Source organism: Peptoclostridium litorale DSM 5388, assembly GCF_900141635.1.
Lineage (GTDB): Bacteria > Bacillota > Clostridia > Peptostreptococcales > Peptostreptococcaceae > Peptoclostridium > Peptoclostridium litorale.
Window position 1 is genome coordinate 32,511 of the sequence record NZ_FSRH01000007.1, and the last position, 25,584, is coordinate 58,094.

Consider the following 25,584-nt stretch of genomic DNA (forward strand, 5'->3'; position numbering starts at 1 on the left):
CCCTCTTATCAATCGTTTTTCATAATTCCAGTGTAATTATATAATATAGCTCAAAATATATCAAATCCACGTATACAGTAATTCCATAAAATAGCCTACAAAAAGAACCCGCCAATAATCACGCGGGTTCTTTCTATAGCAAATGCTCTACATGTATACGCATCCAAACTCCAGTGGGATATTTAGTTTTGCGCTTTTCTTTGAATACTTCCCCTGCTTGCCAGGTATCTTACAAGTTTCCCTATCAAGGAACCTTCCCTTTCGAATATTATATATGTCGACGGTATTACAAAGAGAGTAAGTGCTGACGAGACTATGAGGCCGGATATTATTGAGTATGCCATAGGGGCCCAGAGGCTTCCCCCCGATATGGCCATTGGCACAAGACCTATTACAGTGGTTATCATGCCCACCATTATGGGCCTGTACCTCGTTACGCACGATTCCACCACCGCCTCGTCAATGCCCTTTCCGCCGTCCCTTAGGACCTGTATATAGTCCAAAAGCACAATGCCATTGTTGACCACGACTCCCATAAGGCTTATTGCTCCAAGAAGCGCCATGAACCCGATAGGGTATCCCGTTACCAAAAGGCCCACTATTACGCCTATGAATGAAAGCGGTATTGTGCCCATTATTATAAGAGGCCTTCTGAGGTCTGTAAACTGGAACACCATTGTCATGTATATGACCACAACCGCCAGTATGAACGGCTTTACAAGAGACCTGAAGGCTTCCCCCCTGTCCTCGTTTTCTCCTCCAAACACCATTGTATATCCGTCAGGAACGCCATAGCCTTCGAGTTTTTTTTCAACCTCTTTCAAAAGGCTTGCAGCATTATGCCCCGGAGCCGGGTATAGTCCGACTGTTATTGTCCTTTGGCCGTCCCTTCTCATTATGTTGTTCAGCGAAAACCTGTTTTCTATGTCCGCCACTTCAACCAGCGGAACATTTTCCCCCGTGAACCTTGATGTAAAGTATATCTGGCTGAGCACATCACCGGTCTTTCTCTCTTCGTGAGGAATCCTCATAATAACATTTATATCGTCATCGCTGTTTTCAGGCTTTATCTTTGTGACCTCGAATCCGTTTATTGCCATTCTTATGGTGCTTGATATGTCATAATTAGTAAGGCCCGCCATGCTGGCCTTTTCACTGTTTACATCCACCATGAGCTTGTACGTCTCAAGACCGTAGTTGTCCTGGACGTTTTTGCCCTGTTTTATCTGCGCTATCTGGTTTTGGACGTCTTCAGCAATGCTCCTCAAAACTCCTATGTCCTCTCCGCTTATTCTCACCTGTACAGGCAGGCCCACTGGCTCTGCAAGTTCTAGCTGCTTCACTTCTATTCTCGCTCCAATTACCTTTTCTTCAAGAAGTTCCTGTATCCTGTGCATGTCCTCTTTTTTCCCGTTTATTATCATCTGGGCCTTGTTGCTAGCCCTTTGATTCCCCTGGTATGTCACATAGAATTTTGGTATCCCGTCCCCTATCTTGGACACCACCCCTTCTACCGAATCCTGGCTCAGAAGTATTTTTTCTATCTCCCTTACCGTTTCATCCGTCCTGCTAGAAGTGCTTCCATCCTTGACAGCTATATCTATTATATACTGGTCCCTTTCCACAAAAGGAAACAGCTGCACTCCCAAGGCAGGTATCAAAAGAAGGCTGGCTGCAAGGGCCGCAACCGCCGAAACCACAACTGCCTTTGGCCTTTTTATAGACTTTACAAGCAGCTTTTCATACACGCTTACTATGCCTTTGCAGTAGTCTGTAAGCTTTCTTATCAGCTTGTTGTTTGAAATTTTGGCCTTTATGCCCCCGTCGCTGCTTTTTTCTTCTCCGCCAAAAAACGTATATCCCATTGCAGGCACGAGAGTCAAAGATGCTATGTATGAACCAAACAGCGCCACTGAAACCAGCACTGGAAGAGTCTTCACGAATTTTCCTGCCGTTCCGTACATCATGGCAAGAGGCAAGAATGAAGCCACTGTCGTAATTGTCGATGTGAGTATTGGTATTTTAACCTCCTCAACTCCCCTTATACAAGCTTCTTCTTTGCCGTAACCCCTTTCCAGATACAGGTATATGCTATCATTTGCCACTATGGCATTTGCCACCAGCAGACTCAGCGATATTATAAGTGATGCTATTGAAACCTGGTGGAGCTGTATTTTGAATACCTTCATGAATACAAATGTAAGCATTATTATTGCCGGTATTGACGATGACACTACTATTGAGCTCTTTACCCCCATCGTGAGGAGTATCACAATCACGACCAGTGCCACAGCTGATATGAGGTTGTTTTGAAACAGCTTTATGGACTCGTCAACATATCTCGACTGGTCTGTAAACACCTGTACATCTACATTTTCAGGCATCTCCCTTTTGAAATTATCCACTATTTCATCAAGTCTTTTCCCTATCTTTACTATGTTTTCACCCTCCACGTATTTTACTCCGACTATGAGGGCTTTCTCGCCGTTGACCTTTACGAATATGTCCTTTTGCTCCTCTTCCATGTTTATCTGGGCAATGTCTCTCATATATATGACATTTCCCGATTCAGACATTCCTATTATTGTGTTTTTTATCTCGTCAATGTTGCTGTATTCGCCAGTAGTCTGCACCGGAACCTTTATCTTGTCGCCAATGTCCAAAGTTCCTCCTGGTATGTTCACATTCCTTGCCATAAGTATCTTTATTATATTCTCGGGAGTCACATTGTACTGCCTGAGCTTTAACATGTCGAGGTCTATGCTTATTTGGTTTTCTATCTCTCCATCCACTATTACCTTAGCAGCCCCGCCGTCCTTTTCAAGGTCGTCCTTTAGCTCCTGCGCAAATTCATTTAGCCTGACATACTCAAGCTCGCTTGAGGTCACCGTTGCTATATAGCCGTATGTCTCGACTATGTTAGTGTCGACTTCCGGCTCATACGCCTCCTTCGGAAGGTCCTTCTTGCACTGGTCCACCTTGTCCTTTAGCTTTTCCCACGTCTTGTCTATTTTCGAATCGCTAATATCCTTGAGCTTCACCTTTATTACCCCTATGCTTTCCATGGAAAAGCTTTCAGTCCTTTTCACCTCTTCAATCTCCCTTATCTTCGACTCCAGATTCTTGACGACCAGCTTTTCAACGTCTTCCGGACTCGCTCCCGGGTATATGCACTTCACAACTGCATATGGCGCAACCACAGTCGGATTTTCCTGCCTTTCCATGTCTCCGTATATCAGCGCCCCAGTGATTATTATAATTGAAAATATAAGCATCACTATACTTCTGTGCTTAACGCTCCAAGCTATCATTTGTCGCTCCCCTCCAGACTCACCTTGTCACCCTCCACAAGTTTGTACTGGCCTTCCACTATGACCTCCTCGCCTTCGTCAATGCCTGATATAATCTGAATCCTACTGTCAAACACCTTTCCAACTTCTACAATTCTTTTTTGAACAGTGCTCTTTTCACTGTCAAGCACAAATACATACGGCTTGTCTGCACCCTTTATAACGGCCTCCATGGGAATGAATATTGAATCCACACTTCCAAATTCGGCTTCAACTTTGGCTATCATTCCCGGCTTCATTTCCAAATTTAAATTTTCCAGCCTTATCTTTACAGGAAATGTTCTCGTATTAGCGTCGGCAATCTTTGATATTTCAAACACTTTTCCCTTGTAATCCTTTTCTATTCCGTATACGTGGACATCAACCCGCTGTCCCATGCTGAAATTTTCCAGCTGCGAGTCGGCCACCCCTATTTCAACATCAACCTCGTTTATATCTCCAAGTACCACCACGGGATATCCCGAACCTGTAGTCTCCCCCGCCTCGCTTATCTTTTTTATTACAGTTCCATCTATGGGACTGTATACCGTTGTATCCTGGAGTTTTGACTGGGCAAGCTCGCTCATGGCTCTTGCCTGCTCCAGCTGTGAATCGAATATATCCTGCGCGTCGAGCGCCTGCTGGTATTTATTTTCGATTACAACAAGGGCCGCCTCCACTTCATCAAATTTGTCTCTTGGTATGGCGTCTTTTTCATATAGCCTCTTTACCCTTTCATATCTCTTTTCCATAAGATCCATTTGCGATTTGGCCTGATTCACCATGGACGGTATCTCACTCGAAGCCTTCAGCCTCAGCGATTCATACTGCGAACCTGCAGCCATTGCCCCTAGCATGTATTCATGTGAATCAAGCGATGCTACCGGCTGACCCTTTTGGACTATATCCCCTTCCGATATGCTCATGCTCTCTATTACACCAGCTACCTTGAATGCAACTTTTACAGTCTTTGAAGGCTTTATGTTACCACTCATGCTCATTTTCTCAGATTCCTTTTCCAATGCTGCAACCTGTGTCTTTACAGGCTTTATAACCTCTTTTGCCTCCTGATCTGCGCATCCTGAAAAAGCAATCTGCAGCAGGCCTATCAAAACAATAATAGCGCATATTTTTTTATTTGATTTCATTCCTAGTCCCTCCCGTGTATAGGTTTATATATTATTATTTCAATACCTTGTGAATTATACCTTTCAGGTTCTTTTTGACCTCTCCTATTGTATATGGGGTACCGAGTATTATAGCGTTATAGCATGCCCCTATGAACATGTCCACTATTATGTAAAGAGTGACATCCGAATCAAGCACGCCTTCGTTAATGCTTATGTTTACAGAGCTTTCAAATTTATGCTTAAACTGTTCAATAAAATTTCTCTTGTACTTAAATTCCTTATTATTCGAAATATCATTTTTCATTATTTCGAGAAATTCCCTGTTTTTTTCAAACCCCTCAACAGCTCTGTCCACTATGTGATCTACAGCCTCATCTTTAGGCACGTTATTTTTGTGTTCAATATCTACAAACATGTGCTTTATGAAATCAATGCTTATTTCATTGAACACTTCATCTATAAGTTCGTCCTTGCAGTTGTAATAGATATAAAAAGTACCCTTTGCTATACCCGCCTCTTTTACAATTTCATTTACAGATGTTGCCTTTACACCATTTTCAATAAAAAGCCTCTTTGCAATGTTCCTTATTTCATCTTTCCTCACATTTTTTTTCATACATAGACACCTCCCGTGACCATCGGTCATATTTTATTATATCACTCATCTATATTTTCGCAAAATAAAAAAATTGCCCGGATATGGCAATTTTTTATTGTCTTTGGCTATGGCAATCTACTATGACTTAATCCATTTTCTGAACTATTCTCATTACTATGTCTTCTATCCTTTTAAGTTTCTCATCCCTTTTGCTTATGTGCTTGGCGTCTGTATCATTTATGAGCATTGTTTCAATCCATTTTGTGTTTATCACCTTGAAAAACATGTCTATTATAAATTTCGCCCCCACAAACTGTTCTTCGTAAGGTGGCGATCCCGCTACTGCTATGAACGCCCCCTGTCTTTCCTTGTTCCTCTCAAACGTTGGCTTTTTAAGCACATATTTACTTGAATATATGGCCTGCATCCTGTCTATTACGGCCTTGACCTGTGCCGTAAGCGAGTTGAAATATATTGGCGATATAATTATAGTGGCGCTTGACTCGTCAAACTGCCTGTGCAGTTCAACTCCCTGGTCTTTTATTACGCACCAGCCCGTTTTTTCACAGGCACCGCATCCGGTGCAGTATGCAATATCCATATTTTTCACATCCACAAGTTTATACTGGACATTTTCCCTTTCAAGTATGGATATTATAAAATCGGTTATGTACTGGCTGTTTCCATTTTTTCTGGGGCTTCCATTTATTAATATTAAAGACATTGTACGCCTCCCTCCTATTTTTATATCCATATGTTACTATATAAGAATATTCTAGTAAATAGAATCCAGGATATGTTTTTTGAATGCATGGAGTATAACAGTTACTGCTACTGTAAAAGCTAAAGTCAATATGAATATCCACAGTGCAGTGTTCACAAAGAAATTTATGGGCAAAATATTTATTATTATGCTCTCACCCGGATCCAGCATCCAAAATTCATTTCTAAAAAATATCTTATGGAATTTTTCAAACATATACCCAAAATTTAAAACAGCCAGCATGCATACAGTTAAAAGCACCACAAATGACATTAATATGCCTTTCAACACCCCTTGCACAAAGCTATACGCTGTTTTGCGAAAAAACACTGCAGATATTGCTACTGCTGCAATAATTAATATACGTGCTCTTCCATAAAATTCAAACAGCCCTTTTACGTCTTCCATGTGCACTATTTCCCTTTGCGTGAAAATATTCATGCCGTTTGAATCTGGGTAATACAGACATTCTCTTTCAGATTTTATGTATTCCACTATTTGAATTGTCACATCGTCTGCCACGGCTTTCCCATATATTTCATACACTCCATTTTTTTCGTGCTGGTGACTATAGTATTTTAAGCTAAAAGAAATGCAAAATACTGCACTTATGAGTATGAACAAAAATATCAAGACACCCAGAAATATAGAATATGCCTTTTTCAAAATATCCCTCCAGTAAATATCTTTTTTTATTTTTATCCATGTTTTTACTGTCTAAACGGTTATTGCCGCTGCAAACTTAATATTTCAGATGTGATTCATGTGAATATGGCTTTTATCTGTCTCCTCCATCAATTCCAAAAAATAAAAAAACCGCCTGTATCGGCGGCATGTATTATCGCTTATTATTCTGAAACTATACCTATGAACGGAAGATTCCTGTACATTTCTGCGCAGTCTATGCCGTATCCTACAATGAATCTGTCAGGTATTGTAAATCCTATGTAGTCAACATCAAGGTGGCATTTTCTTCTGTCAGGCTTGTCCAAAAGAGTGCATACCTTGAGTGATTTTGGATTTCTCGACCTTAGGTTTTCAGTAAGATATTTCAAAGTAAGTCCCGTGTCTATTATGTCCTCGACAATTATAACGTGTTTGTTTTCTATCTCCAAATCAAGATCTTTAAGTATTTTAACTACTCCAGAGCTCTTTGTGGATTTTCCATAGCTTGAAACAGACATGAAATCCAGTTCCACATTAAGGTTGATCTTCCTCATAAGGTCTGACACGAAAACGCATGCTCCCTTTAAAACACCTATTATAAAAATGTCTTCTCCCTTGTAGTCGTTTTCTATAGCTTTTGCCATTTCTTCAACTTTTTCCATAAGTTCTGACTCAGATATCAAAACTTCTGTTATTTTGTGCATACAAACTCACCTCTATATATTATTTACAATTCACATCGTGATTATACCATAACAACATAGAAGTGTGAATATTTTATTGTTTTTTTTAACGTTTATTCGTCATTTGGATTATTTTTCATCTTTAACGTCGTAATTTTTTATCTCTATTATATTTTTTCCTGAAGCAGTTTTAGATATTTTGCCAAAATTCAGTTCATACTCATCGAGCTGCTCGTTTATAACAGTGAGAATATAAAGTATTACAACGGCATCATCAACAACGCCAATACCCAATATAACTTCCGGAACAATATCCAGTGGAGACAAGAAATACATGAACCCAAACATGAGGCATGCCATTATTTTTATCTTTTTAAACCTTGAAACCCTTTCATCTTGCATAAAACGATAAAGCAGGTCAATTCTCTTGAAAAAGCCTAGCGCACCCTTTAATTTTTTCACATGAATCACCCTTATTTTTTGATATATAATTATTATAGTATAATATTGAATATATTAAAATAAATGCTTAATATATTATTAGACATTTTTATCCGTTATGGGGGAATACAGATGGTTAAAAAAATAAAAAAATCGTTTCAGGGATTCAAACCTTATATACAGGGACATCAAAACATGTTCAAATGCGCGGTTTTGATACCCCTCGTCGAAAAGGACGGCAAAACTCATATACTATTTGAAGTAAGGTCCAAAGACCTTTCTGTCCAGCCCAGCGAAATATCTTTTCCTGGCGGAGGGCTTGAACCTGAAGACAACGACTTTTTGGATACTGCCGTGAGAGAAACTTGCGAAGAACTCGGCCTTTCCAGGGAGGATATAGACGTAATATCTCCGTTGAATGTATTTATCACTCCTTTCAACCTAATAATTCATCCTTTTGTAGGTACAGTGAATTATGATAATATAGATATCAATAGAGACGAAGTCGATCATGTTTTTTTGGTCCCTCTCGACTTTTTTATAAAAAACAACCCCAATATGTACAGCGCAGGCCTTGACATCAACATTCCAGATGACTTTCCATACCACTTGATTCCAAATGGAAAAAACTACAAGTTCAGGAAAGCCTCGTATGACCTTTATTTTTACAATTACAAAGACTATATAATATGGGGGATCACTGCAAAGATACTCAAAGATTTTTTAGACGATTTTAAGGAGCGATATGTATGAGACTTTTTATAGGGTATTTTATTCCAGATGAAGTTGCAAAGTATATACATTCTGTAGAACAAGAGCTTTCAAATCAAAACATATCCGCAAAGTATACGCATCATAAAAATCTCCACCTCACTTTCAAATTTTTAGGTGAGACTCGCGAAGATACCGCAGCAGAAATAGGTAATATATTGTCGTCTTACAAGGGCCTGGATATGGAGTTTACTCTGGATAGGATTTCTTGGTTTGAAAGAGGCGCTAATTCCATACTTTTCATGGAGCTTTCAGGGGATGCAGGCCCTCTGTGCAAAAAAGTCGAAATGCTTAATGATGACCTTGAATCTTTGGATTTTGAAAGGGATTCCCGAAAGTTCAAGGCGCATATAACAATAGGAAGAAAGGTTAAACTTGACCGTATAGCCAAGGAAAAACTTAAAAACATACCTATTGAACCTTTAAAATTCACAGTTGATGAATTCAGCCTTATTGAAAGCACACTCACAAAAATGGGCGCCGTATACAAAAAATCGCTTTAGGCTTCCTCATACTGATACTATGTCTAACTCTATGTTTTTACAATAAAAAGCCGGGTTATGGTGAACTATTTACATATTCACCATAACCCGGCTTTTTATTGTCTTTTTATTCCATATATATAAGCTCTCTTCTCAAAATATCTATTGCCCTGACTGCCGAATAGTTCCTTATTCTCTCCCTGTTTCCCTTTATTGTAATCTTTTTGACCTTGACGTCTCCATTTATATAAAGGCCTATGTATACAAGCCCCACTGGTTTTTCAGGCGTCCCCCCGTCCGGACCCGCCACTCCTGTAGTTGACAAGCCTATGTTGCAGCCATTTTTAAGTGCTATTCCCCTTGCCATTTCAGATGCCACCTGCTCGCTTACGGCTCCAAACCTTTCAAGAGTATCCTCATTCACTCCAAGCGATCTTATTTTTGCCTCATTCGAATATGTGACATCCCCTTCAATAAACACTTTTGATATCCCTGGGCAGTTTACAAGCTTTGCAGACACAAGCCCCCCTGTGCAGGACTCCGCCACTGCTATTTTCAAATCCCTGTCTATCAGAATTTTTCCGACTTCGTTTTCAAGGCTGGTATCTCCTTCGCCGTATATGTTATCCCCCAGAGCCTCCCTTACCTTTTCTTCAACGGGACGTATCATATCTTTTGCCGTCTGTTCGTCATGAGCCCTTGAAGTTATTCTAAATAAGACCTCTCCTTCTTTTGCATACGGGGCTACAGTCGGGTTCTCCCCATCAAGAAGCTCCTTTACCATTTCAGCCGCGCTGCTTTCCCCTATTCCGCATATTCTAAGGCTCTTTGAAAATATCACAAGATCGCTAAATCCCTTGAGGTATGGATATGCCTCTCTTTCAAACAAAGGCACCATTTCCCTTGGCGGCCCGGGAAGTATTATCATCTTCCTCCTCTCATCCTCTATTATGCATCCCGGAGCAGTCCCATTTTCATTATAGAGTATCTTTGACCCCTTTGGAAAATACGCCTGCTTCCTGTTTGACTCTGTGATATCAATTCCCCTTGTGTTGAATATCTCTTCTATGTTTTTCCACGACTTCTCGTCAAATAGCATTTTCTTTCCGAAAAACTCCGCGGCAGCCTCTTTTGTTATGTCGTCAGCAGTCGGCCCAAGGCCTCCCGTGGTTATAACTATGTCCGACCTTGAAAATGCAACTTCAAATGCATTTTTTATCCTGTCCATATTGTCCCCTACCACGGTCTGAAAGTAACTTGAAAATCCCAATTCCGCAGTCTTTGACGCTATGTACTGGGCGTTTGTGTTTACTATATCCCCCAAAAGCAGCTCCGTCCCAACGCATACTATCTCTACCACCATATTCCATCTCCCTTTACAAACTTATTGTATTCTGAAAACACATGGGCCATTATCTTTCCCCCACTCTAACTTCCTAAAGAGTATAACATTTATATTTATTATACTACCAAACGCAACAGACTTGTTTTGACTCAAAATATTTTTTGTTATATTGTTACCCGATTTAATAATGCGCAACAAATTGGTCTGATTAGCTTTTGTTCCAAAATAACAGGGACTGGAATACTCCAGACCCTGTTATTTTCTATATAATGTTTTTCAGCGCTTCAAGCGACTTTGCGGCCTCTTCCCTAGGCCTCACCTCTATTACATACACCACGTCCTCATTTCCCATAATATCCATGTGCTCCTTGAACTTAACATTTCCAGACCCTATGACTTTGTGGTCTCCCTGCTCGTTGTAGTCGTGAATATGGCTTACCCTTATGCTTTCCAGATTCCCCTTGAAAAATTCAACTTCTCCGTATTTGTTCAAATATGAGTGACCTATGTCCCATGTCAAATTGAGCCTTCGCACATCCATGATCTTTTTCAGTGCCTCCTGGATGTACTTTGGAAAATACCCTGAGTTTTCAATGCATATTTCCACTCCGTCCGCATTCTCATCCCTGTAATCCAGTATTCTTTTGAGGCTGTCATTCAAGTTTTCAACCGCTTTGTCTGCATATTCGTCCTGCACATATCCCTGGCCTTCAACAAGCGTGAAATACGGTGTTGAATTCGTGTGAACAGTTATGCAGCTTACTCCTATTTCATACGCAAAGCCTATTATCTCCTGCAGCCTCTGTATCCCCGCCAGCCTTATCCCTTCGTGAAGGCAAACAAGCGATATGTCTTCAGGGGCGTGCATCGTAAGCTTTATGCCGTGTTCATTTTTGAATTTCTTTATAGCGTTAATATCCTCTTGATCATATCTTTCCGGAAAAAAACACGGCATGTTCATGTTGAGCTCCACCGCCTCAAATCCGCTTCCCAAAGCAAATTCCATAGCTGAAATTATATCTCGTTCTCCAAGTGATGCTGCATATCCTACAGAATATTTCATGATCCACCTCCTACAGCTGTATCGACTTCGCCCATATCATGTTCGCCTCGTCAACAAGCTTTCTCAGCGTTCCATCTTCGACCCTGTCGTCTACATTTAGAACCATGAGGGCCTTTTCCCCCCTTACATTTCTTCCGACCTGCATTGTCGCTATGTTTATGCTCTCCTCTCCAAGTACTCTGCCGACGCTTCCTACTACTCCCGGAACGTCTGCGTTTTGTATGAAAAGCATGTACTGGCTAGGATGTACGTCCACCTCGTATCCTTGTATTTCGACTATCTTGCCCTCCTGCTTTCCTGACAGGTTTCCAGATATGGTGAATTCTCCGTTTTTATGCCTTATGCTCACAGATATCAGTTCGGTGTAGTTGTTATATGGCTTGTTGTCCTTTCTCTTTCTTATTTTTATTCCCCTTTCCTCTGCAAGCATCCTGGCATTTATATAGTTGACCTTTTCCTTTACAACAGGCTCCAAAAGGCCCTTTAAAAATGCTATGTCTATCATTTCCGTATCCTGGTTAGCTATGTCCCCCCAGTACTTTATGTCTACAAAGTCTATTGGGTCGCTGCAAAACTGGAAGTATATCATTCCAAGCTTTTCCACAAGGTTTATATATGGTTTTATCGACTTGAGCTCGTCCCTGTGTATGGTAGGAAGGTTGACTGCATTTGGAACTATCTCCCCGGCAAGCCCCTTTATCACCTGGTCCGCTACAGACCTTCCCACGTTTTGCTGTGCCTCTATGGTAGTCGCTCCTATGTGAGGCGTCACCACTACATTTGGAAGGCATACAAGAGGGTTGTTCTCGCAAGGCTCAACCTGGTGGACATCAAGTCCGGCGCTTGCAACCTTGCCTTCCTCAAGTCCCCTGTATAGAGCCTTTTCGTCTATTATTCCGCCCCTTGCGGCATTTACTATCCTTACCCCGTCTTTCATTAGAGATATCTCGTCTTCCCCTATCATGCCTATCGTCTCAGTTGTCTTTGGAGTGTGCACCGTTATGAAATCCGCCTCTTCAAGAAGCTCTCTCAGATGCTCTTTCTTTCGCGCTCCAAATCTTTCAAACCTTTCATCGCTTATATACGGGTCATATGCTATCACGTTCATCCCAAACGCAGCCATTCTCCTTGCAAGAAGCGAGCCTATCCTTCCAAGCCCTATTATTCCAATGGTCTTGCCGTAAAGCTCTGTTCCCATGAATCTGTCCCTGTTCCAGCCTCCTCCCTTCAGGTGGGCGTCCGCCTGGGCTATATTCCTTGACTGGTTCAGTATGAGTCCTATTGCAAGTTCGCACGCAGACATGCTGTTGCTGTCCGGAGTGTTAGCCACCACTATCCCCCTCTTTGTCGCTGCATCAAGGCTTATATTGTCTATGCCGTTTCCAGCCCTTCCTATTATCTTGAGTTTTTTGGCGTTTTTTATTACATCTTCATCTATTTTTGGATTGCTTCTCACTATAAGGGCATCATATTCTCCTATGATCTCCTTTAGTTCCTCTTTAGTAATCCCGTTGATAAGGTCTACGTGAAATTTCTCCTTTAAAAGATTTATTCCCTCTTCATTTATAGTCTCTGTTATGAGCACCTTTTTCATAGTCATAGTAAACTCCCCCTCAGTATTCAATATTCAGCATACAAAATACATTATCCTGTAATTTTTTTACGCACCCTGCATTCTATTCATACAATCCTGCATGGCATTTACTGTCATGTCTATCATTTTCTCGTCTACACATCCCATATGTCCTATTCTCACTATTCTTCCCTTTAGGTCTCCCTGGCCTCCCGAAATAACTATGCCGTGCAGCTCTTCCATTTCCCTTTTAAGCCTTGCCGCTCCGTCTCCAACATCTATGGAAGTGACAACATCCGATCTATATCCATTTTGCACAAAAAGACGAAGTCCCATTTTCTCCACTTCTATTCTGAATTTTTCCGCCAGATTGCTGTGCCTTTCTATCACATTTTCTATGCCCTCTTCTTGTATCATCTTAAGTGATTCATTTGTAGCGGCTATAAGGGAAACTGCCGGCGTGTATGGGTTTTGAGGCTTTTCCTTTTTCATGTAGTCTCTTGCCTTTTTGATGTCCCAATAGTATTTTGGAATGGTCGACATAGCCGCCCTGTCCCAGGCTTTTTCGCCAAGTGATATGAATGTCAGTCCCGGCGGGCTCATAAGCGCCTTTTGCGATGCAGAAATCACAACATCCACTCCCCATTCATCCATTTTCAGCTCAAGTCCTCCCAGGGAGCTCACCGCATCAACTACAAATAGAAGACCCTTTTCCTTTGCCAGTTTTCCTATCTCCCTTATGTCATTATAAGCTCCCGTTGACGTTTCATTATGTGTTACAAGTATTGAAGTGTGCTCGTCCCTTACGGCCTTTCTTATAGCATCAATGTCAGCCCCGCTGCCCCAAGGTATGTCTATTTTTTCAACGTCCACCCCGAACTGCTGTGCTATTGATGCAAACCTGTCGCCGAAAACCCCTATTGACACTGCAATTATCTTTTCTCCCGGAGAAAACAGGTTTATGACTGCAGCTTCAAGCCCTCCCGTTCCAGCTGCCGGAAATGTCATAACGTCGTTTCTCGTTTGAAACACGTATTTAAGCCTTTCACTGAACTCGCCAAACAGCGCTGAATATTCATCCGTCCTGTGGTGCATTACAGGATATGCCATTGCCTTTAGCACTCTTTCGGGAACATTTGTAGGTCCCGGAGTCATTAAAATTTTTTTGTTCATATCATCTACCCCTTTATATTGTCAGAAGCTTTTTTATCAGATATTATTTAATTATACTAAAAAACCCCGCTCTTGACTCATAGGTCAAGGACGGGGTTGTATATCCACGTGGTGCCACCTTGTTTTACTGCATAGTATATGTGCAGTCTCTAAATTCTTTAACGGGAATCAGACGTTGGAGGTTGTTACTCCCCCAATGCTCCGGGTCGGATTCAACACCTTTGCTATCGACCTTCCACCACACGGCCGACTCTCTATAAACAAATAAATGTTTACTGCTACCCTTCAACGCATTTGAATTTTGATTTAAAATTGATTATATTCTAATAATCCACAATAGTCAATGTAATAGTAATTTTTTTATATTAAAATTTATTTTTTTGATGTGATATAATTTTTTAGTCAGCCATGTCTCATTCACATTAATATATGGGTATTAATAAGTTATGCACGCAAATCACAATAATCGAATACACATATTCGCTTTGAAAATATGGCATTTATTACGAATTAGGGGCATATCACATATCTATTTATGTGTTCAATACCTAAAACGCCAAAAGAGTATGTCATATTTAGCTAAATATGTTATAATATTCTTGCTAATCACATTCATTAAGTCCACATAAATATAAATACTTATTTACAGGAGGTTCAAAATGTCAAAGTATAAATATATCAAATGGTTCAATGAAATCAATAAAAATGACATTCCTCTAGTAGGAGGAAAAGGAGCCAATCTTGGAGAGCTCACACAAAATAATGTTGATGTCCCTCCAGGGTTTTGCGTTACCGCTGACGCATACAAGGACTTCATAAGACTTTCAAAGCTAAGCGATGAAATCGCAGCTATAATACACAGCATTGACATAGAGGACACTACAGACCTTCAGATAAAAACTGCAAAGATAAGAAATCTCATAACAGACTGCAGCGTCCCAGCTGAGATAGAGACTGAAATAGTGGATGCATATGCACAGTTCAGCAAGGATATAGCGCTTGAAAATCCTCTCGTTGCAATAAGAAGCTCTGCCACCGCGGAAGACCTTCCAGATGCGTCTTTTGCAGGGCAGCAGGATACATATCTTAATATATACGAGCCTGTTAACGTAGTTGAACATGTCAAAAAATGCTGGGCTTCCCTTTGGACTGCAAGGGCAACATACTACAGACAGCACAAGGGATTTGACCATTTCGAGGTGTCACTTAGCGCAGTAGTTCAAAAGATGGTAAACAGCGAAAAGGCTGGCGTAATGTTTACTACAAACCCCATGAACAGCAACAATTCGGAGATTATGATAAACGCAAGCTGGGGACTTGGAGAATCCGTGGTTTCCGGCTCTGTAACACCTGATGACTATATAATCAGCAAGGACTCTTTTGAAATTATAGAAGAGAACATAGCTGACAAGCACACTATGATAATTAAAAATGGCAGCGGCATAGGCTCTATAGAGCTTAAGGTAAGTGATTTTCTTGGAGCCGACAAGGTCTCATCACCATGCCTTTCAAACGATGAAATAGTTAAGCTTACAAAGAGTGCTCTAAACATTGAAAAAATATACGGCTCGCCACAGGACATAGAATGGGCTCTTGACAGAGATACAAAAGGCCTTTACATACTTCAGTCAAGACCTATAACGACTCTAAAACCGGAGGTATCAAAAATGGAATCAACTACATCAAACCAAAAATTAAAAATGCTTGTAAAGGGTCTTGGGGCATCCCCTGGAATAAGTGCAGGAAAAGTTGTAAAGATAAGTGATATGAGTGAAATTTCCAAAATCAAACAAGGAGACATCCTTGTAACAAAGATGACAAACCCAGATATGGTACCTGCAATGAGAATAGCCGGTGCTGTTGTAACAGACGAGGGAGGACGTACCTGCCACGCGGCCATAGTGTCGAGGGAACTTGGAATCCCTTGCATAGTCGGATCTAAAAACGCCACAATAGTTCTAAAGGACTCTCAGGAAGTCACAGTTGACGCTACAAGAGGCGTCGTATACGAAGGCAGAGTCCTTCAGGAAAAAGAAGGTGAAGAAAAAACATCAGCACAAGGTTCATCTGTGCAATTTGACGAAATACTTCGCAAGCTCGCACCTGTAACTGGAACAAAGATATACATGAATCTTGGAGAACCTTCAATGATAGGAAAGTACAAAAATCTTCCTTTTGACGGAATAGGGCTTATGAGAACTGAATTCATATTTTCAAATATGATAGGAGCCCACCCTATGTATCTTCTTAAAACAGGCCAGGAAGACCTGTTCATAGATAAAATGTCAGAAGGCATAACTCAGGTTGCACAGGCGATATATCCAAGGCCTATTGTCGTAAGGCTAAGCGATTTTAGAACCAACGAATTCAGAGGGCTAAAAGGCGGAGAAGAGGTTGAGCCTGTCGAGAACAATCCAATGATAGGCTGGAGAGGCGTTGCAAGATACATCTCTGAAGAATACGAGCAGGGCTTCAGACTCGAGTGCAGGGCCCTTAAAAAGGCAAGAGAGGAATACGGTCTTACAAACATATATGCAATGCTTCCTTTCGTAAGAACTACTTGGGAAGTTGAAAAAGTAAAACAGATAATGGCTTCCGAGGGACTTGTACCGGATGGCAGCTTCAAGATATGGATAATGGCCGAAGTTCCTTCTGTGGTGTTTGCCGCTGAAGAATTCGCACAGCTGGTAGACGGCTTTAGCATAGGCAGCAACGACCTTACCCAGCTTATAATGGGTGCTGACAGGGACTCTGGAATACTAAACAGAATGGGATATTTCGATGAGAGAAGCCCCTATGTGAAAAGAGCCATAAAAACACTTATAGACGCAGCCCATAAATACGGCAAAACCATATCAATATGCGGCCAAGGACCGTCTCTTTACCCTGAATTTGCGGAATTCCTCGTGCAAGAGGGAATAGACAGCATGAGCGTAAACCCAGACACTGTGGAATACACTAGAAGGATCGTTGCATCCGCGGAGCAAAAAATAATCCTGAACAAGCTTAGAAATCTATAAGAGCATATAAAATATAAACAGCTGTGAGCCAAGGGTCACAGCTGTTTCATTTTCCATTTGAAGTTCTAAGCACTGTATTCATACAAATTGGCCTATTATCAGAAAAAGCATGCAGATGGTATAAATCAATCAGGCTTTCTGAGGCTTTGCAGGGCTGCTCGTTGAAATTCAGGCTGAAAGGCGATTGGAGCCTTCGCAAAACTATTCCTCGCCCGTGCCCTGTATCTCTTCAATTGCATTCAGCGCAGCTCTTGTGACATACTCCTTTTCGCCCTTTTTTTCTACTATCCTTTGAAGCAGTGGAATGCTTTTGGGGCTTGCAATCTTCGAGATGGCATTTATGGCATACTGCCTTGCCTGTGGCTTTTCGTCAAACAAACCTCTGTGCAAAAATTCAAGACTCTTATTCGAACCTATCTTACCCATTGCAGAATAAGCCATTCTCCTTACCCCGCCGTGGGTATGGTTTGATTTTTCATGAACCTTGGGAAGCAGTTTTTCATCTCCAAGCTCTCCGCATGTCCAAAGGAGTATCATAAGATCTTCTGCATTTTTTTCAGTTCCAGTCCTTTTGAAAATCAATCTTTTAAGATCCAATATTTCATCTTCCCCAAGCTCTGAAATGATGGAGAGCCTGGCCTGCTTGTCCGCCTTAAGGAGGTTCTCTATCATGTCCTGTGGCTTTTGATGCCCATCTGATTTGCTTTTCATCATATTTATGTGTTGTTTGGCCTTTATTATATCCATTTTCACTCGGCCAACATCCATGCCCCTTATGAGACTTATTTGAGACGCAGTTTTTCCCTCCTTGTAGAGCATATATGTTATGAAAAAGTCATCAAGTGATTCTATATCCTCCCATATGATATGCACATAATCACCTTCTATATCTATTTTTCATACAGATAGTCTTCATACTTCCACCTTTCGTCAGGAGCAAGAAGCACAACAGCATATATTCCTTCCTCTTTGTACTCAAAGCTTTCCACCTGGCTCTTTTGTTGTATGGAGCTGAAGACATCCCCTCTGTCATAAGGTATTAAAAGCTCAACCTGTAAAAGCCCACCCAAAAGGTGTTCTTCTATTTTATCCATAAGAGCATCCATATTGTATCCGGTCTTGCACGATATGAACACAACGTCTTCCCCCCCCGGCACATCCACCTGGTACTCCGTCTTGTCAAGCTTGTTGAACACGGTTATTATGTCCTTGTCCAAGCAATCAAGCTCCTTTAGTACATGTAGCGTAGTGTCCATTTGAAGGTCATAGTCCTCATTCGAAGCATCCACCACATGGAGTATGAGGTCTGCGTATTTGACCTCTTCCAGAGTGGCCTTGAATGCGTCCACAAGATCGTGAGGCAGATTGCTCACAAAACCTACCGTATCAGTTATTAGAAATTCCTTGTTGCAAGGAAGCAGAGCCTTTCTTAGTGTTACATCAAGAGTTGCAAACAGCATATCCTTCGAAAACACTTCCTTTTCACTTGTGTATTCTCCGTGTGATTTTATCAGCGTATTCAAAAGAGTGGATTTCCCGGCATTTGTATATCCTACAAGCGCCACTATCGGTATTTGAGACTTGAGCCTTTGAGCCCTTTGGACATCCCTGTTCTTTTGGACTTCCTTGAGTTCTTTTCTTATGTCGCTTATCCTCTTCGCTATGGTCCTTCTGTCTATTTCAAGCTTTTTCTCTCCAGGCCCCCTGGTTCCTATTCCCGCACCTGTCCTGGACATTTGTTTTCCAAGCCCCAATAGCCTTGGTAGCCTGTATTTCATCTGCGCAAGCTCGACTTGAAGCTTTCCTTCTCTTGAGAGAGCCCTTTGAGCGAATATGTCTAGTATAAGAGCTGTCCTGTCGACAACGCTCACCCCTATGGTCTCTTCAAGGTTTCTCATCTGAACTCCCGAGAGCTCGTCATTAAACACAACCAGGTCGACCTCGAACTTTTCGACATAATCCCTTATCTCCTGTGCCTTTCCAATCCCCACATAGTGCGCTACATCAACAGAAAGCTTGTTTTGGATAATACTTCCCACAACTTCCCCTCCTGCAGCCTGTACAAGCTCTTCGAGTTCACGCATTGAAGCTTCTATATCAAATTTTGACTTTTTTCTCGAATTTGTAATATTAAGGCCTACTACTATTACCCTTTCATTCTCATTTTTCATTATATGCACCTCTTCCTCTATTTCAAACTACTCTAATTATACAATATTTATCCCTCATTTTGCATCTAAAGCAATTTTATTATAGAATAGTCTTCTTACAGTATTTTTTAAATTAATTTTAAGGAATTAATAAATTCAATAAAAAATCTTTTATGTTATAATATATTGGGTAAGGAGGGAACTTGATGGATAATAACCGTTCCGTTGAAAAGGAAAATAATAAGAAGAAAAAAAAGAAAAAAAAGAAATTTATAAGCATCAAAGTTGTGCTATTGTCTTTAATACTTGTCATGATGATTGGAGTTGCTTCAGTAGCTGGGATAGTGTATGGAGTCATTAAAAACACACAACCTATAGACGTGTCCAACATACAAAATCTGCTCGATGACAGCTCTTTCATATACGACAAGAATGGCAGCCTCATCGAAAAGGTCCACAGTGACAACTTCCGAAGCATAGTCACAATGGACAAGATACCAAAAGACCTTCAAAACGCCTTTGTTTCAATTGAAGACGAGAGATTCTATTCCCATAAGGGAGTCGATCCAAAGAGAATAATAGGAGCAATTGTATATGATTTAAAGACTATGAGCAAGGCTCAGGGTGCAAGTACAATAACCCAGCAGCTTGCTAAAAACATCTATCTTACTCATGAAAAGACTTACACCAGAAAAATAAAGGACATGTATTACGCCCTTGCTCTGGAAAAAAATCTTACAAAAGATCAGATACTAGAACTATACATGAACACAATATATCTAGGCAGGGGAGCTACCGGAGTCCAAGCCGCAGCCCAGACGTATTTTTCGAAAGACGTGGGTGATTTGAATATAGCCGAATGCGCCATAATAGCGGGTATAACGAAATATCCTTCGAAATATTCGCCTTTTATGACAGAAAGGCTTTCATCTGCGGATGACGTGGCGAGCGTTCAGCTTATATTCTACCCCAAATCTGCTGAAACATCTCCTGCGAGCGAAGATGAAAAATCTATGTTTTCAAAACTGCTTCAAAACGGCAGAATAGACAAATTCCAGTATGATCAACTTATCAGAGAAGAGATCGTTGTCAGAAAGGCTGTTTTGAGTCCCGATTCAATTAAAAGGCAAAAAATAGTGCTTTCAAAGATGTACGAGCTCGGCCATATAACAAAGTCAGAATATGACGAAGCCCAAAACTATCAGATTCAAATAAACATAGGCACTAAAAAAGTGTCTGGAATTTCCTCTTATTTTGGAGACATGGTTAAAAACCAGGTTATATCATCACTGATGGATGAAAAGGGATTTTCAGAGGATGAGGCAAGAGACACCCTGTACAAGGGCGGCCTTAGAATATACTCTACAATGGATATGAATATCCAAAAAATAGTAGAAAAAGAATTTGACAACCCAGAAAACTTCCCCGGGTCATACAAGGACAGCTCAGGAACAATACAGCCTCAGTCCTCAATGGTTATAATGGATCATTCAAACGGTCAGGTAAGAGCTCTTGTAGGCGGAAGACTTATAGGCGGAAATAAGATATACAACAGAGCAATAAACCCAAGACAGCCTGGTTCTTCAATAAAGCCTCTTGCAGTATATCTTCCCGCACTGGACAAGGGAATGACAGCTGCAACCGTAATAAACGATTCTCCTCACTATGATGAAAAAGGTAACTTGTGGCCGAGGAACTACGACAGGAAATACGGGGGGCCTTCAACAGCAAGACAGCTTTTGAAAAGATCCTCAAACGTCGGAACCGTAGTGCTTGCTGAAATGCTCGGCGAAACAAAACAACAGTCAATATCAACCATGGTGGAGTACCTTGAAAAACTTGGCATCTCCACAGTTGTCACAAGAGGCCAAAACCCCAGAGTGAATGATGAAAACCTGTCTCTTGCACTTGGCGGAATGAGCAGAGGGGTTACAAATCTTGAAATGACAGCTGCATATGGCGCAATTGCAAACAACGGCGTGTACATAGAGCCTGTGTTCTTCACAAGGGTTGAAACTTCGGATGGAAGCATACTCCTTGAGAAGAAGCCAAAGAAGAGAACCGTCGTGTCTCCTCAAACGGCGTTTGTAATGGGCGACATGCTAAAATCCGTAGTTGACAGCGGTACGGGCGCAAGAGCCAAGATTCCAAACATGGCCGTAGCAGGCAAGACGGGTACCACTTCAAATCAGTACGACGCATGGTTTGCTGGATACACGCCTTACTATGCTGGAGCTACCTGGATAGGTTCAGACATGCCACAGCCCCTTTCTTCCGGAAGTAAGATGTCGGCAATGCTTTGGAACAAGATAATGAAACAGGTTCACAGCAATACGCCGGGTAAGCAGTTCCATCAGCCTGAAAATATCGTAAGGGTATCGATATGTACAAAATCCGGAAACAGGCTTTCCGAATACTGCAGTCTTGACCCCGCCGGCACTGTAATGACAGAGCTATTCGTAAAGGGAACGGAACCTCAGGGATATTGTTCTTATCACAGTACCCCTCCAGTTATCGAACCCGATCCAAACGAGGTGCCGCCTGAAGGTGAAACTCCTGGAGATCCTCAGACTGGAGAAAGCACCGACCAGGATTGGCAAAATGCAGTAAACCAGTGGGTTAACGATGGAAATTCCACTTCAAAGCCAAAACCAAAGCCTGAGCAGCCTAAACCTGGCAATCCGCAAGGCGAAGACGTTTCAAATCCTCCTGAAGGATATTAATAAAAACCACATTGCAAAATGCAATATTAAAAGCTATGAGATACGGGCCGTAAGCGCGTATCCCATAGCTTTTATTTATGCCTTTCAAATGTCTGTTTTAATACCTGCTGTCCAAGTTGAGGCAAAAATGAATGAAATTTCCTATGAACTCCCTGTCCCCCTCATTCATATATACAAAATTAAATTCCCTGGTTATTGAAACGTTTTTTATCGGGACAGTGACCATACTCCCTGCCTGCAGCTCCCTTTTCACGGCTTCTCTGGATATTACAGTATATCCAAGGTTTGACTCAACAAGCGACTTTATGGCGCTTATGCTCCCAATTTCCATGTATACATGTACGTCCTTAATGTCATACCCAAGCTGCATTGCTTTTTCTTCAAATATCTTACGAGTGCCCGATCCTCTCTCTCTGAGTATCAGATTTCCTCTAAGAATTTCCTCCATGTCGACTCTCTTTTTTTGAGAAAGTGGATGTTTTGGGGACGATACAAAAATAAGCTCATCTTCCTTCAGCTTTCTGTTCAAAAACCTTTTCTTGTCAAAAGGACCTTCTACAAGTGCAATATCTATCTCTCTGAGCATTAGTTTTTTAAGTATATTCCTCGTATTGTCAACATTGAGTATTATATCGACATTCTTATAAATGCTCTTGTATTCACCAAGTATATATGGAAGCAAATACTCACCTATAGTCATGGTCGCACCCACATTATATTTTTTTATAATCTTATTTTTATTTCCCAGTTCCCTCATCAAATTTTTCGAGAGCATTTGCATCTGATTTCCGTAGTTTAAAAGTATTTCACCTTCTTGTGTAAGCGATACGTTTCTTCCCTTCTTTTCTATAAGCTTGACTTCAAGCATTTTTTCCAAAAATTTTATATGCTGTGACACCGCAGGCTGGGTGAGGTTTAATAGCTCTCCTGTCTTTGTAAAATTTTTTATGCTGGCCAGCGTCAAAAAAGTGTTTAACCTAGAATCAATCAATCTGATTCCTCCAATCGGTTTATTTATTCATTTTCTCTATCACTTAAAATTATACTCCTTTTAACCCCTTTTTTCCATTTGAAAAGCTTATTTAGGTTTTTTACAAGCCATTGTGGGTAATTACAAAATAAGAGCTATAAGAAGCAAATAAAAATTTAAATTTAATGGGAGGAGCCGATATGGAAAAAACCTTCGATAGAGCAGAGTCAACCAAGGGAATTGAAAAAACTCTAGACATAATAAAATTTGCCATGGAAATGGAAAAGAAAGGGCAGGAGTTTTATCTGCGCAACATGGATAAGGTTAAAAATCCAAGAGTGAGAAAAATATTCGAAAGTCTTGCAGATGTGGAAGACTTACACTATAAGATGCTAAAGCGACACCATGATACGCTGAGTGATACCGGAGATTGGGAAATGCTCGACATGGATCTTTGCAAGCCGTGCGCAGAAAAGCTCCTTACCGACGCTGAAATCGAAGGTGTAACTTTAGAATACGACATATCTGATATTACTATTCTTAGGATGGCCTATCTTATAGAAAACGACTTTGCACAATTTTATCACAATGCGGCTAAAAGCGTTGAAAATACGGCAGCAAAAAAAATCCTTTCAAATCTTGAAAGTTGGGAAATCCAGCACAGAGAGGCTTTTTACGACGAATATAAAAAGGCTATGGAACAAAACTGGTTTGATCAAAGCTTTGCCCCATTTTAATATTTATTTTAGCCATATAAAAAGGACGCTTAAAAGCGTCCTTAAAACTTTTTGACATTATGCTTGTATGCATATATTGCCGCCTGCGTCCTGTCTGAAAGGTCCAGCTTTCTCAATATGCTGGATACATGATTTTTTACAGTCTTTTCGCTTATGACAAGCTTTTCCGATATATCCTTGTTGCTAAGCCCCTCCGCAATTAGAAGCAGTACTTCATATTCTCTTCTTGTAAGACTCTCAAGGCCGCTTTTTATCTTCTTTCTGTCCTTCTTTTTGTTTATCTCCTTTAAAAGCTCTCCAGCCAGACTCGGATGGATATAAGTTCCCCCGTTGTAAACATTTTCTATAGCTGAAACCAGACTCGATGAATCCGAATCCTTTAGCATGTATCCATTTGCCCCAAGATTTAAAGTCTCTATAAGATATTCCCTTGCGTCATATACCGTAAGCATTATGATCTTTACTGAAGAGTCCATGTCCCTTATCTTCCTAAGGGTTTCTATGCCGTTCATGTTAGGCATGCTTATATCCAGCAGTATGACATCATATGATCCCCTTTTGAATTTTTCAATCGCCTGCTGCCCGTCACTCGCCGTGTCCAGAACAGTTATATTTTCTTCAAGCTCAAGTATTTTTGCAAGACCTTCTCTCATAAGAGAGTGGTCGTCAACAATCATTACATTAATATTTTCTTTCATGTTCAACCTCCCTATTCAAAAGTGAAAACATAACCTTTGTGCCTTTTCCAATTTTTGAGTCTATGTTTATTTTTCCTTCAAGTAGCTGCACTCTTTCTTTCATAGCTCCTATCCCAAATGAGGATTTTTCCTGCTCACTATTAAATCCTATACCCCAGTCCTGTACTATTCCAACGATAGTATTCTTATTTATGTCAAGTTTTACAGCTATCCTTTTACTTTGAGAATACTTGCAGGCATTATTGAGTGCTTCCTGTACTATCCTGAAAGCTGTCAGCCTTATAAGCGGCGAGGTTATCTCTTCCTCATTCATGACCGTAAAATCAACATCTATGCCCTTTTCATACTCTATGTCTGAAATAAGCCTTTTAATTGTTGCGACAAGACCCAAATCATCAAGCGATGTAGGGCGCAAATCATACATTATCCTTCGTATGTCCCTGAGAGTGGTTTTAAGCACTTTTTTTACAGAGCTCACCTCGTCTTTCATAAGGTCTATATTCTTGTCTGCAAGCTTTGAAATTATCTCACTTTTTACAACAAGTGAAGCAAGGCTTTGAGCTGGTCCGTCGTGAATATCCCTAGCTATTCTCCTTCTTTCCTCTTCCTGTGCTTTTATTATCTTCATCCCTATGTCATGCTTACCTTCAAGAGTGTTTATCTTTTCTGTTACATTTTTGAGGTCTGACACTAGAAAATCCATAACACTTGTCATCTTATTTATAAACGTCTCTGCCTTTTGTACCGTTTCAGTATTTCTTCTAAGCCTTACTTCAATGTCGTTTCTTTTTTTTATAAGAGCTTTTTCTTCTTCTCTCTTGAGTATGAGTTTCACCTGCGTATTTTTTGCTTCTTCATATGCCTCTTTTATATCCGTCTCGGAATTTTTATTGAAATGCTTGCTCACAACTGAAAGCTTTTTCCTACTGTTTTTCTCGTAAATCGAGAGTACTTCGACTTCCTTCATGACCCTTTCAAGGCTTAATCTAATTTCTTCCAGCTCTATTTTTGCATTTTCGCACTCCTGTCTTATGTTTTCTGTTATAGTAAACATTTCATCCTGCCCATTTTGTATGGAAGAAATAACCGTGTCTAGCACTTTTTTCATGCCTATATCATAAGCAGACCCTTTTTTTGACATCAAATCACCTTTTTATAATCATAATAAATCCTCGTATATATATTATCATTAAAAAGGATACACATACAAGATACTATGATACTATATTTAAAATGCACAATTGCGTAAAAATAAAAAGAACCACTTAA

General features: G+C 40.7%; 21 protein-coding genes and 1 other annotated feature. Of the genes, 5 read left to right on the forward strand and 16 right to left on the reverse strand.

Translation table 11 applies throughout. The features are described from left to right. Nucleotides 1-182: 182 nt before the first annotated feature. From BUQ87_RS07790 to BUQ87_RS07820, 7 genes are all read right to left on the reverse strand, one after another. Entirely contained in the window at nucleotides 183-3,311 is a 3,129-nt protein-coding gene (locus BUQ87_RS07790) for an efflux RND transporter permease subunit (RefSeq protein ID WP_052635979.1), read from the reverse strand. Next, entirely contained in the window at nucleotides 3,308-4,477 is a 1,170-nt protein-coding gene (locus BUQ87_RS07795) for an efflux RND transporter periplasmic adaptor subunit (RefSeq protein WP_038262772.1), read from the reverse strand. The genes BUQ87_RS07790 and BUQ87_RS07795 overlap by 4 nt, the downstream gene beginning before the upstream one ends. Before the next feature lie 34 nt (nucleotides 4,478-4,511). Further along, nucleotides 4,512-5,075 carry a TetR/AcrR family transcriptional regulator gene (locus BUQ87_RS07800; protein WP_052635978.1) on the reverse strand — a complete coding sequence of 188 codons (564 nt, stop codon included), beginning with the start codon at nucleotides 5,073-5,075 and terminating at the stop codon, nucleotides 4,512-4,514. A gap of 127 nt (nucleotides 5,076-5,202) precedes the next feature. Continuing rightward, entirely contained in the window at nucleotides 5,203-5,781 is a 579-nt protein-coding gene (locus BUQ87_RS07805) for a flavodoxin family protein (RefSeq protein WP_052635977.1), read from the reverse strand. Nucleotides 5,782-5,832: 51 nt separating this feature from the next. Further along, complete coding sequence (locus BUQ87_RS07810) at nucleotides 5,833-6,486, reverse strand: TIGR01906 family membrane protein (protein ID WP_038262769.1); 654 nt, start codon at nucleotides 6,484-6,486, stop codon at nucleotides 5,833-5,835. A 182-nt stretch (nucleotides 6,487-6,668) separates the two neighbouring features. After that, nucleotides 6,669-7,190 carry a hypoxanthine phosphoribosyltransferase gene (gene hpt / locus BUQ87_RS07815; protein WP_038262767.1) on the reverse strand — a complete coding sequence of 174 codons (522 nt, stop codon included), beginning with the start codon at nucleotides 7,188-7,190 and terminating at the stop codon, nucleotides 6,669-6,671. A gap of 108 nt (nucleotides 7,191-7,298) precedes the next feature. Beyond that, on the reverse strand, nucleotides 7,299-7,631 hold the full coding sequence (locus BUQ87_RS07820; protein WP_038262764.1) for a YkvA family protein: 333 nt from the start codon (nucleotides 7,629-7,631) through the stop codon (nucleotides 7,299-7,301). Nucleotides 7,632-7,742: 111 nt separating this feature from the next. Between BUQ87_RS07820 and BUQ87_RS07825 the strand changes: the two genes are divergently transcribed. Then, the gene (locus tag BUQ87_RS07825) at nucleotides 7,743-8,363 is read left to right on the forward strand and encodes an NUDIX hydrolase (protein WP_038262761.1); all 621 of its coding nucleotides are present in this window, start codon (nucleotides 7,743-7,745) and stop codon (nucleotides 8,361-8,363) included. Beyond that, on the forward strand, nucleotides 8,360-8,884 hold the full coding sequence (thpR, locus tag BUQ87_RS07830) for an RNA 2',3'-cyclic phosphodiesterase (protein WP_052635976.1): 525 nt from the start codon (nucleotides 8,360-8,362) through the stop codon (nucleotides 8,882-8,884). The genes BUQ87_RS07825 and thpR overlap by 4 nt, the downstream gene beginning before the upstream one ends. Before the next feature lie 106 nt (nucleotides 8,885-8,990). On the opposite strand, the gene BUQ87_RS07835 is transcribed toward thpR, so the two are convergent. The 4 genes from BUQ87_RS07835 to BUQ87_RS07850 form a co-directional block, all read right to left on the reverse strand. After that, nucleotides 8,991-10,226 carry a competence/damage-inducible protein A gene (locus BUQ87_RS07835; RefSeq protein WP_038262759.1) on the reverse strand — a complete coding sequence of 412 codons (1,236 nt, stop codon included), beginning with the start codon at nucleotides 10,224-10,226 and terminating at the stop codon, nucleotides 8,991-8,993. Nucleotides 10,227-10,470: 244 nt separating this feature from the next. Next, complete coding sequence (locus tag BUQ87_RS07840; RefSeq protein ID WP_038262754.1) at nucleotides 10,471-11,271, reverse strand: sugar phosphate isomerase/epimerase family protein; 801 nt, start codon at nucleotides 11,269-11,271, stop codon at nucleotides 10,471-10,473. A 10-nt stretch (nucleotides 11,272-11,281) separates the two neighbouring features. Continuing rightward, nucleotides 11,282-12,871, reverse strand: coding sequence for a phosphoglycerate dehydrogenase (serA, locus tag BUQ87_RS07845; RefSeq protein WP_077216467.1), 1,590 nt, complete (start codon nucleotides 12,869-12,871; stop codon nucleotides 11,282-11,284). A gap of 60 nt (nucleotides 12,872-12,931) precedes the next feature. Next, complete coding sequence (locus BUQ87_RS07850; RefSeq protein WP_038262751.1) at nucleotides 12,932-14,017, reverse strand: pyridoxal-phosphate-dependent aminotransferase family protein; 1,086 nt, start codon at nucleotides 14,015-14,017, stop codon at nucleotides 12,932-12,934. A gap of 83 nt (nucleotides 14,018-14,100) precedes the next feature. Beyond that, nucleotides 14,101-14,315 (reverse strand) — a binding site (T-box leader). Between the two features lie 361 nt (nucleotides 14,316-14,676). Between BUQ87_RS07850 and ppsA the strand changes: the two genes are divergently transcribed. After that, a complete protein-coding gene (gene ppsA / locus BUQ87_RS07855; protein ID WP_038262749.1) occupies nucleotides 14,677-17,037 on the forward strand; it encodes a phosphoenolpyruvate synthase in 2,361 nt (786 codons plus the stop codon). Nucleotides 17,038-17,238: 201 nt separating this feature from the next. Here ppsA and BUQ87_RS07860 read toward each other — a convergent pair whose 3' ends face one another. After that, entirely contained in the window at nucleotides 17,239-17,910 is a 672-nt protein-coding gene (locus tag BUQ87_RS07860) for a HEAT repeat domain-containing protein (protein ID WP_038262746.1), read from the reverse strand. Nucleotides 17,911-17,927: 17 nt separating this feature from the next. Then, a complete protein-coding gene (gene hflX, locus BUQ87_RS07865) occupies nucleotides 17,928-19,208 on the reverse strand; it encodes a GTPase HflX (RefSeq protein WP_038262743.1) in 1,281 nt (426 codons plus the stop codon). 185 nt (nucleotides 19,209-19,393) lie between these two features. On the opposite strand from hflX, the gene BUQ87_RS07870 reads away from it, so the two are divergent. Further along, a complete protein-coding gene (locus tag BUQ87_RS07870) occupies nucleotides 19,394-21,910 on the forward strand; it encodes a transglycosylase domain-containing protein (protein WP_052635975.1) in 2,517 nt (838 codons plus the stop codon). Nucleotides 21,911-22,007: 97 nt separating this feature from the next. On the opposite strand, the gene BUQ87_RS07875 is transcribed toward BUQ87_RS07870, so the two are convergent. Beyond that, nucleotides 22,008-22,901: a LysR family transcriptional regulator gene (locus BUQ87_RS07875; protein WP_038262740.1), complete on the reverse strand. Its 894-nt coding sequence runs from the start codon at nucleotides 22,899-22,901 to the stop codon at nucleotides 22,008-22,010. A 179-nt stretch (nucleotides 22,902-23,080) separates the two neighbouring features. Between BUQ87_RS07875 and BUQ87_RS07880 the strand changes: the two genes are divergently transcribed. Beyond that, nucleotides 23,081-23,617 (forward strand): ferritin family protein, encoded by a 537-nt coding sequence (locus tag BUQ87_RS07880; RefSeq protein WP_052635974.1) that lies wholly within the window; start codon nucleotides 23,081-23,083, stop codon nucleotides 23,615-23,617. 41 nt (nucleotides 23,618-23,658) lie between these two features. Here the strand turns inward: BUQ87_RS07880 and BUQ87_RS07885 are convergent, their stop codons facing one another. Then, complete coding sequence (locus BUQ87_RS07885; protein WP_038262737.1) at nucleotides 23,659-24,315, reverse strand: response regulator; 657 nt, start codon at nucleotides 24,313-24,315, stop codon at nucleotides 23,659-23,661. After that, entirely contained in the window at nucleotides 24,299-25,456 is a 1,158-nt protein-coding gene (locus BUQ87_RS07890) for a sensor histidine kinase (RefSeq protein WP_038262734.1), read from the reverse strand. Before BUQ87_RS07890 ends, BUQ87_RS07885 begins: the two co-directional genes overlap by 17 nt. Between the last annotated feature and the right edge of the window lie 128 nt (nucleotides 25,457-25,584).

Coding starts and splice junctions, on each gene's coding strand:
- BUQ87_RS07825 (WP_038262761.1), top strand. CDS start 7,743: ATGGTTAAAAAAATAAAAAAATCGTTTCAGGGATTCAAACCTTATATA.
- BUQ87_RS07835 (WP_038262759.1), bottom strand. CDS start 10,226: ATGGTGGTAGAGATAGTATGCGTTGGGACGGAGCTGCTTTTGGGGGAT.
- BUQ87_RS07805 (WP_052635977.1), bottom strand. CDS start 5,781: ATGTCTTTAATATTAATAAATGGAAGCCCCAGAAAAAATGGAAACAGC.
- ppsA (WP_038262749.1), top strand. CDS start 14,677: ATGTCAAAGTATAAATATATCAAATGGTTCAATGAAATCAATAAAAAT.
- hflX (WP_038262743.1), bottom strand. CDS start 19,208: ATGAAAAATGAGAATGAAAGGGTAATAGTAGTAGGCCTTAATATTACA.
- BUQ87_RS07850 (WP_038262751.1), bottom strand. CDS start 14,017: ATGAACAAAAAAATTTTAATGACTCCGGGACCTACAAATGTTCCCGAA.
- BUQ87_RS07890 (WP_038262734.1), bottom strand. CDS start 25,456: ATGTCAAAAAAAGGGTCTGCTTATGATATAGGCATGAAAAAAGTGCTA.
- BUQ87_RS07880 (WP_052635974.1), top strand. CDS start 23,081: ATGGAAAAAACCTTCGATAGAGCAGAGTCAACCAAGGGAATTGAAAAA.
- BUQ87_RS07840 (WP_038262754.1), bottom strand. CDS start 11,271: ATGAAATATTCTGTAGGATATGCAGCATCACTTGGAGAACGAGATATA.
- BUQ87_RS07795 (WP_038262772.1), bottom strand. CDS start 4,477: ATGAAATCAAATAAAAAAATATGCGCTATTATTGTTTTGATAGGCCTG.
- serA (WP_077216467.1), bottom strand. CDS start 12,871: ATGACTATGAAAAAGGTGCTCATAACAGAGACTATAAATGAAGAGGGA.
- hpt (WP_038262767.1), bottom strand. CDS start 7,190: ATGCACAAAATAACAGAAGTTTTGATATCTGAGTCAGAACTTATGGAA.
- BUQ87_RS07870 (WP_052635975.1), top strand. CDS start 19,394: ATGGATAATAACCGTTCCGTTGAAAAGGAAAATAATAAGAAGAAAAAA.
- thpR (WP_052635976.1), top strand. CDS start 8,360: ATGAGACTTTTTATAGGGTATTTTATTCCAGATGAAGTTGCAAAGTAT.
- BUQ87_RS07885 (WP_038262737.1), bottom strand. CDS start 24,315: ATGAAAGAAAATATTAATGTAATGATTGTTGACGACCACTCTCTTATG.
- BUQ87_RS07790 (WP_052635979.1), bottom strand. CDS start 3,311: ATGATAGCTTGGAGCGTTAAGCACAGAAGTATAGTGATGCTTATATTT.
- BUQ87_RS07800 (WP_052635978.1), bottom strand. CDS start 5,075: ATGAAAAAAAATGTGAGGAAAGATGAAATAAGGAACATTGCAAAGAGG.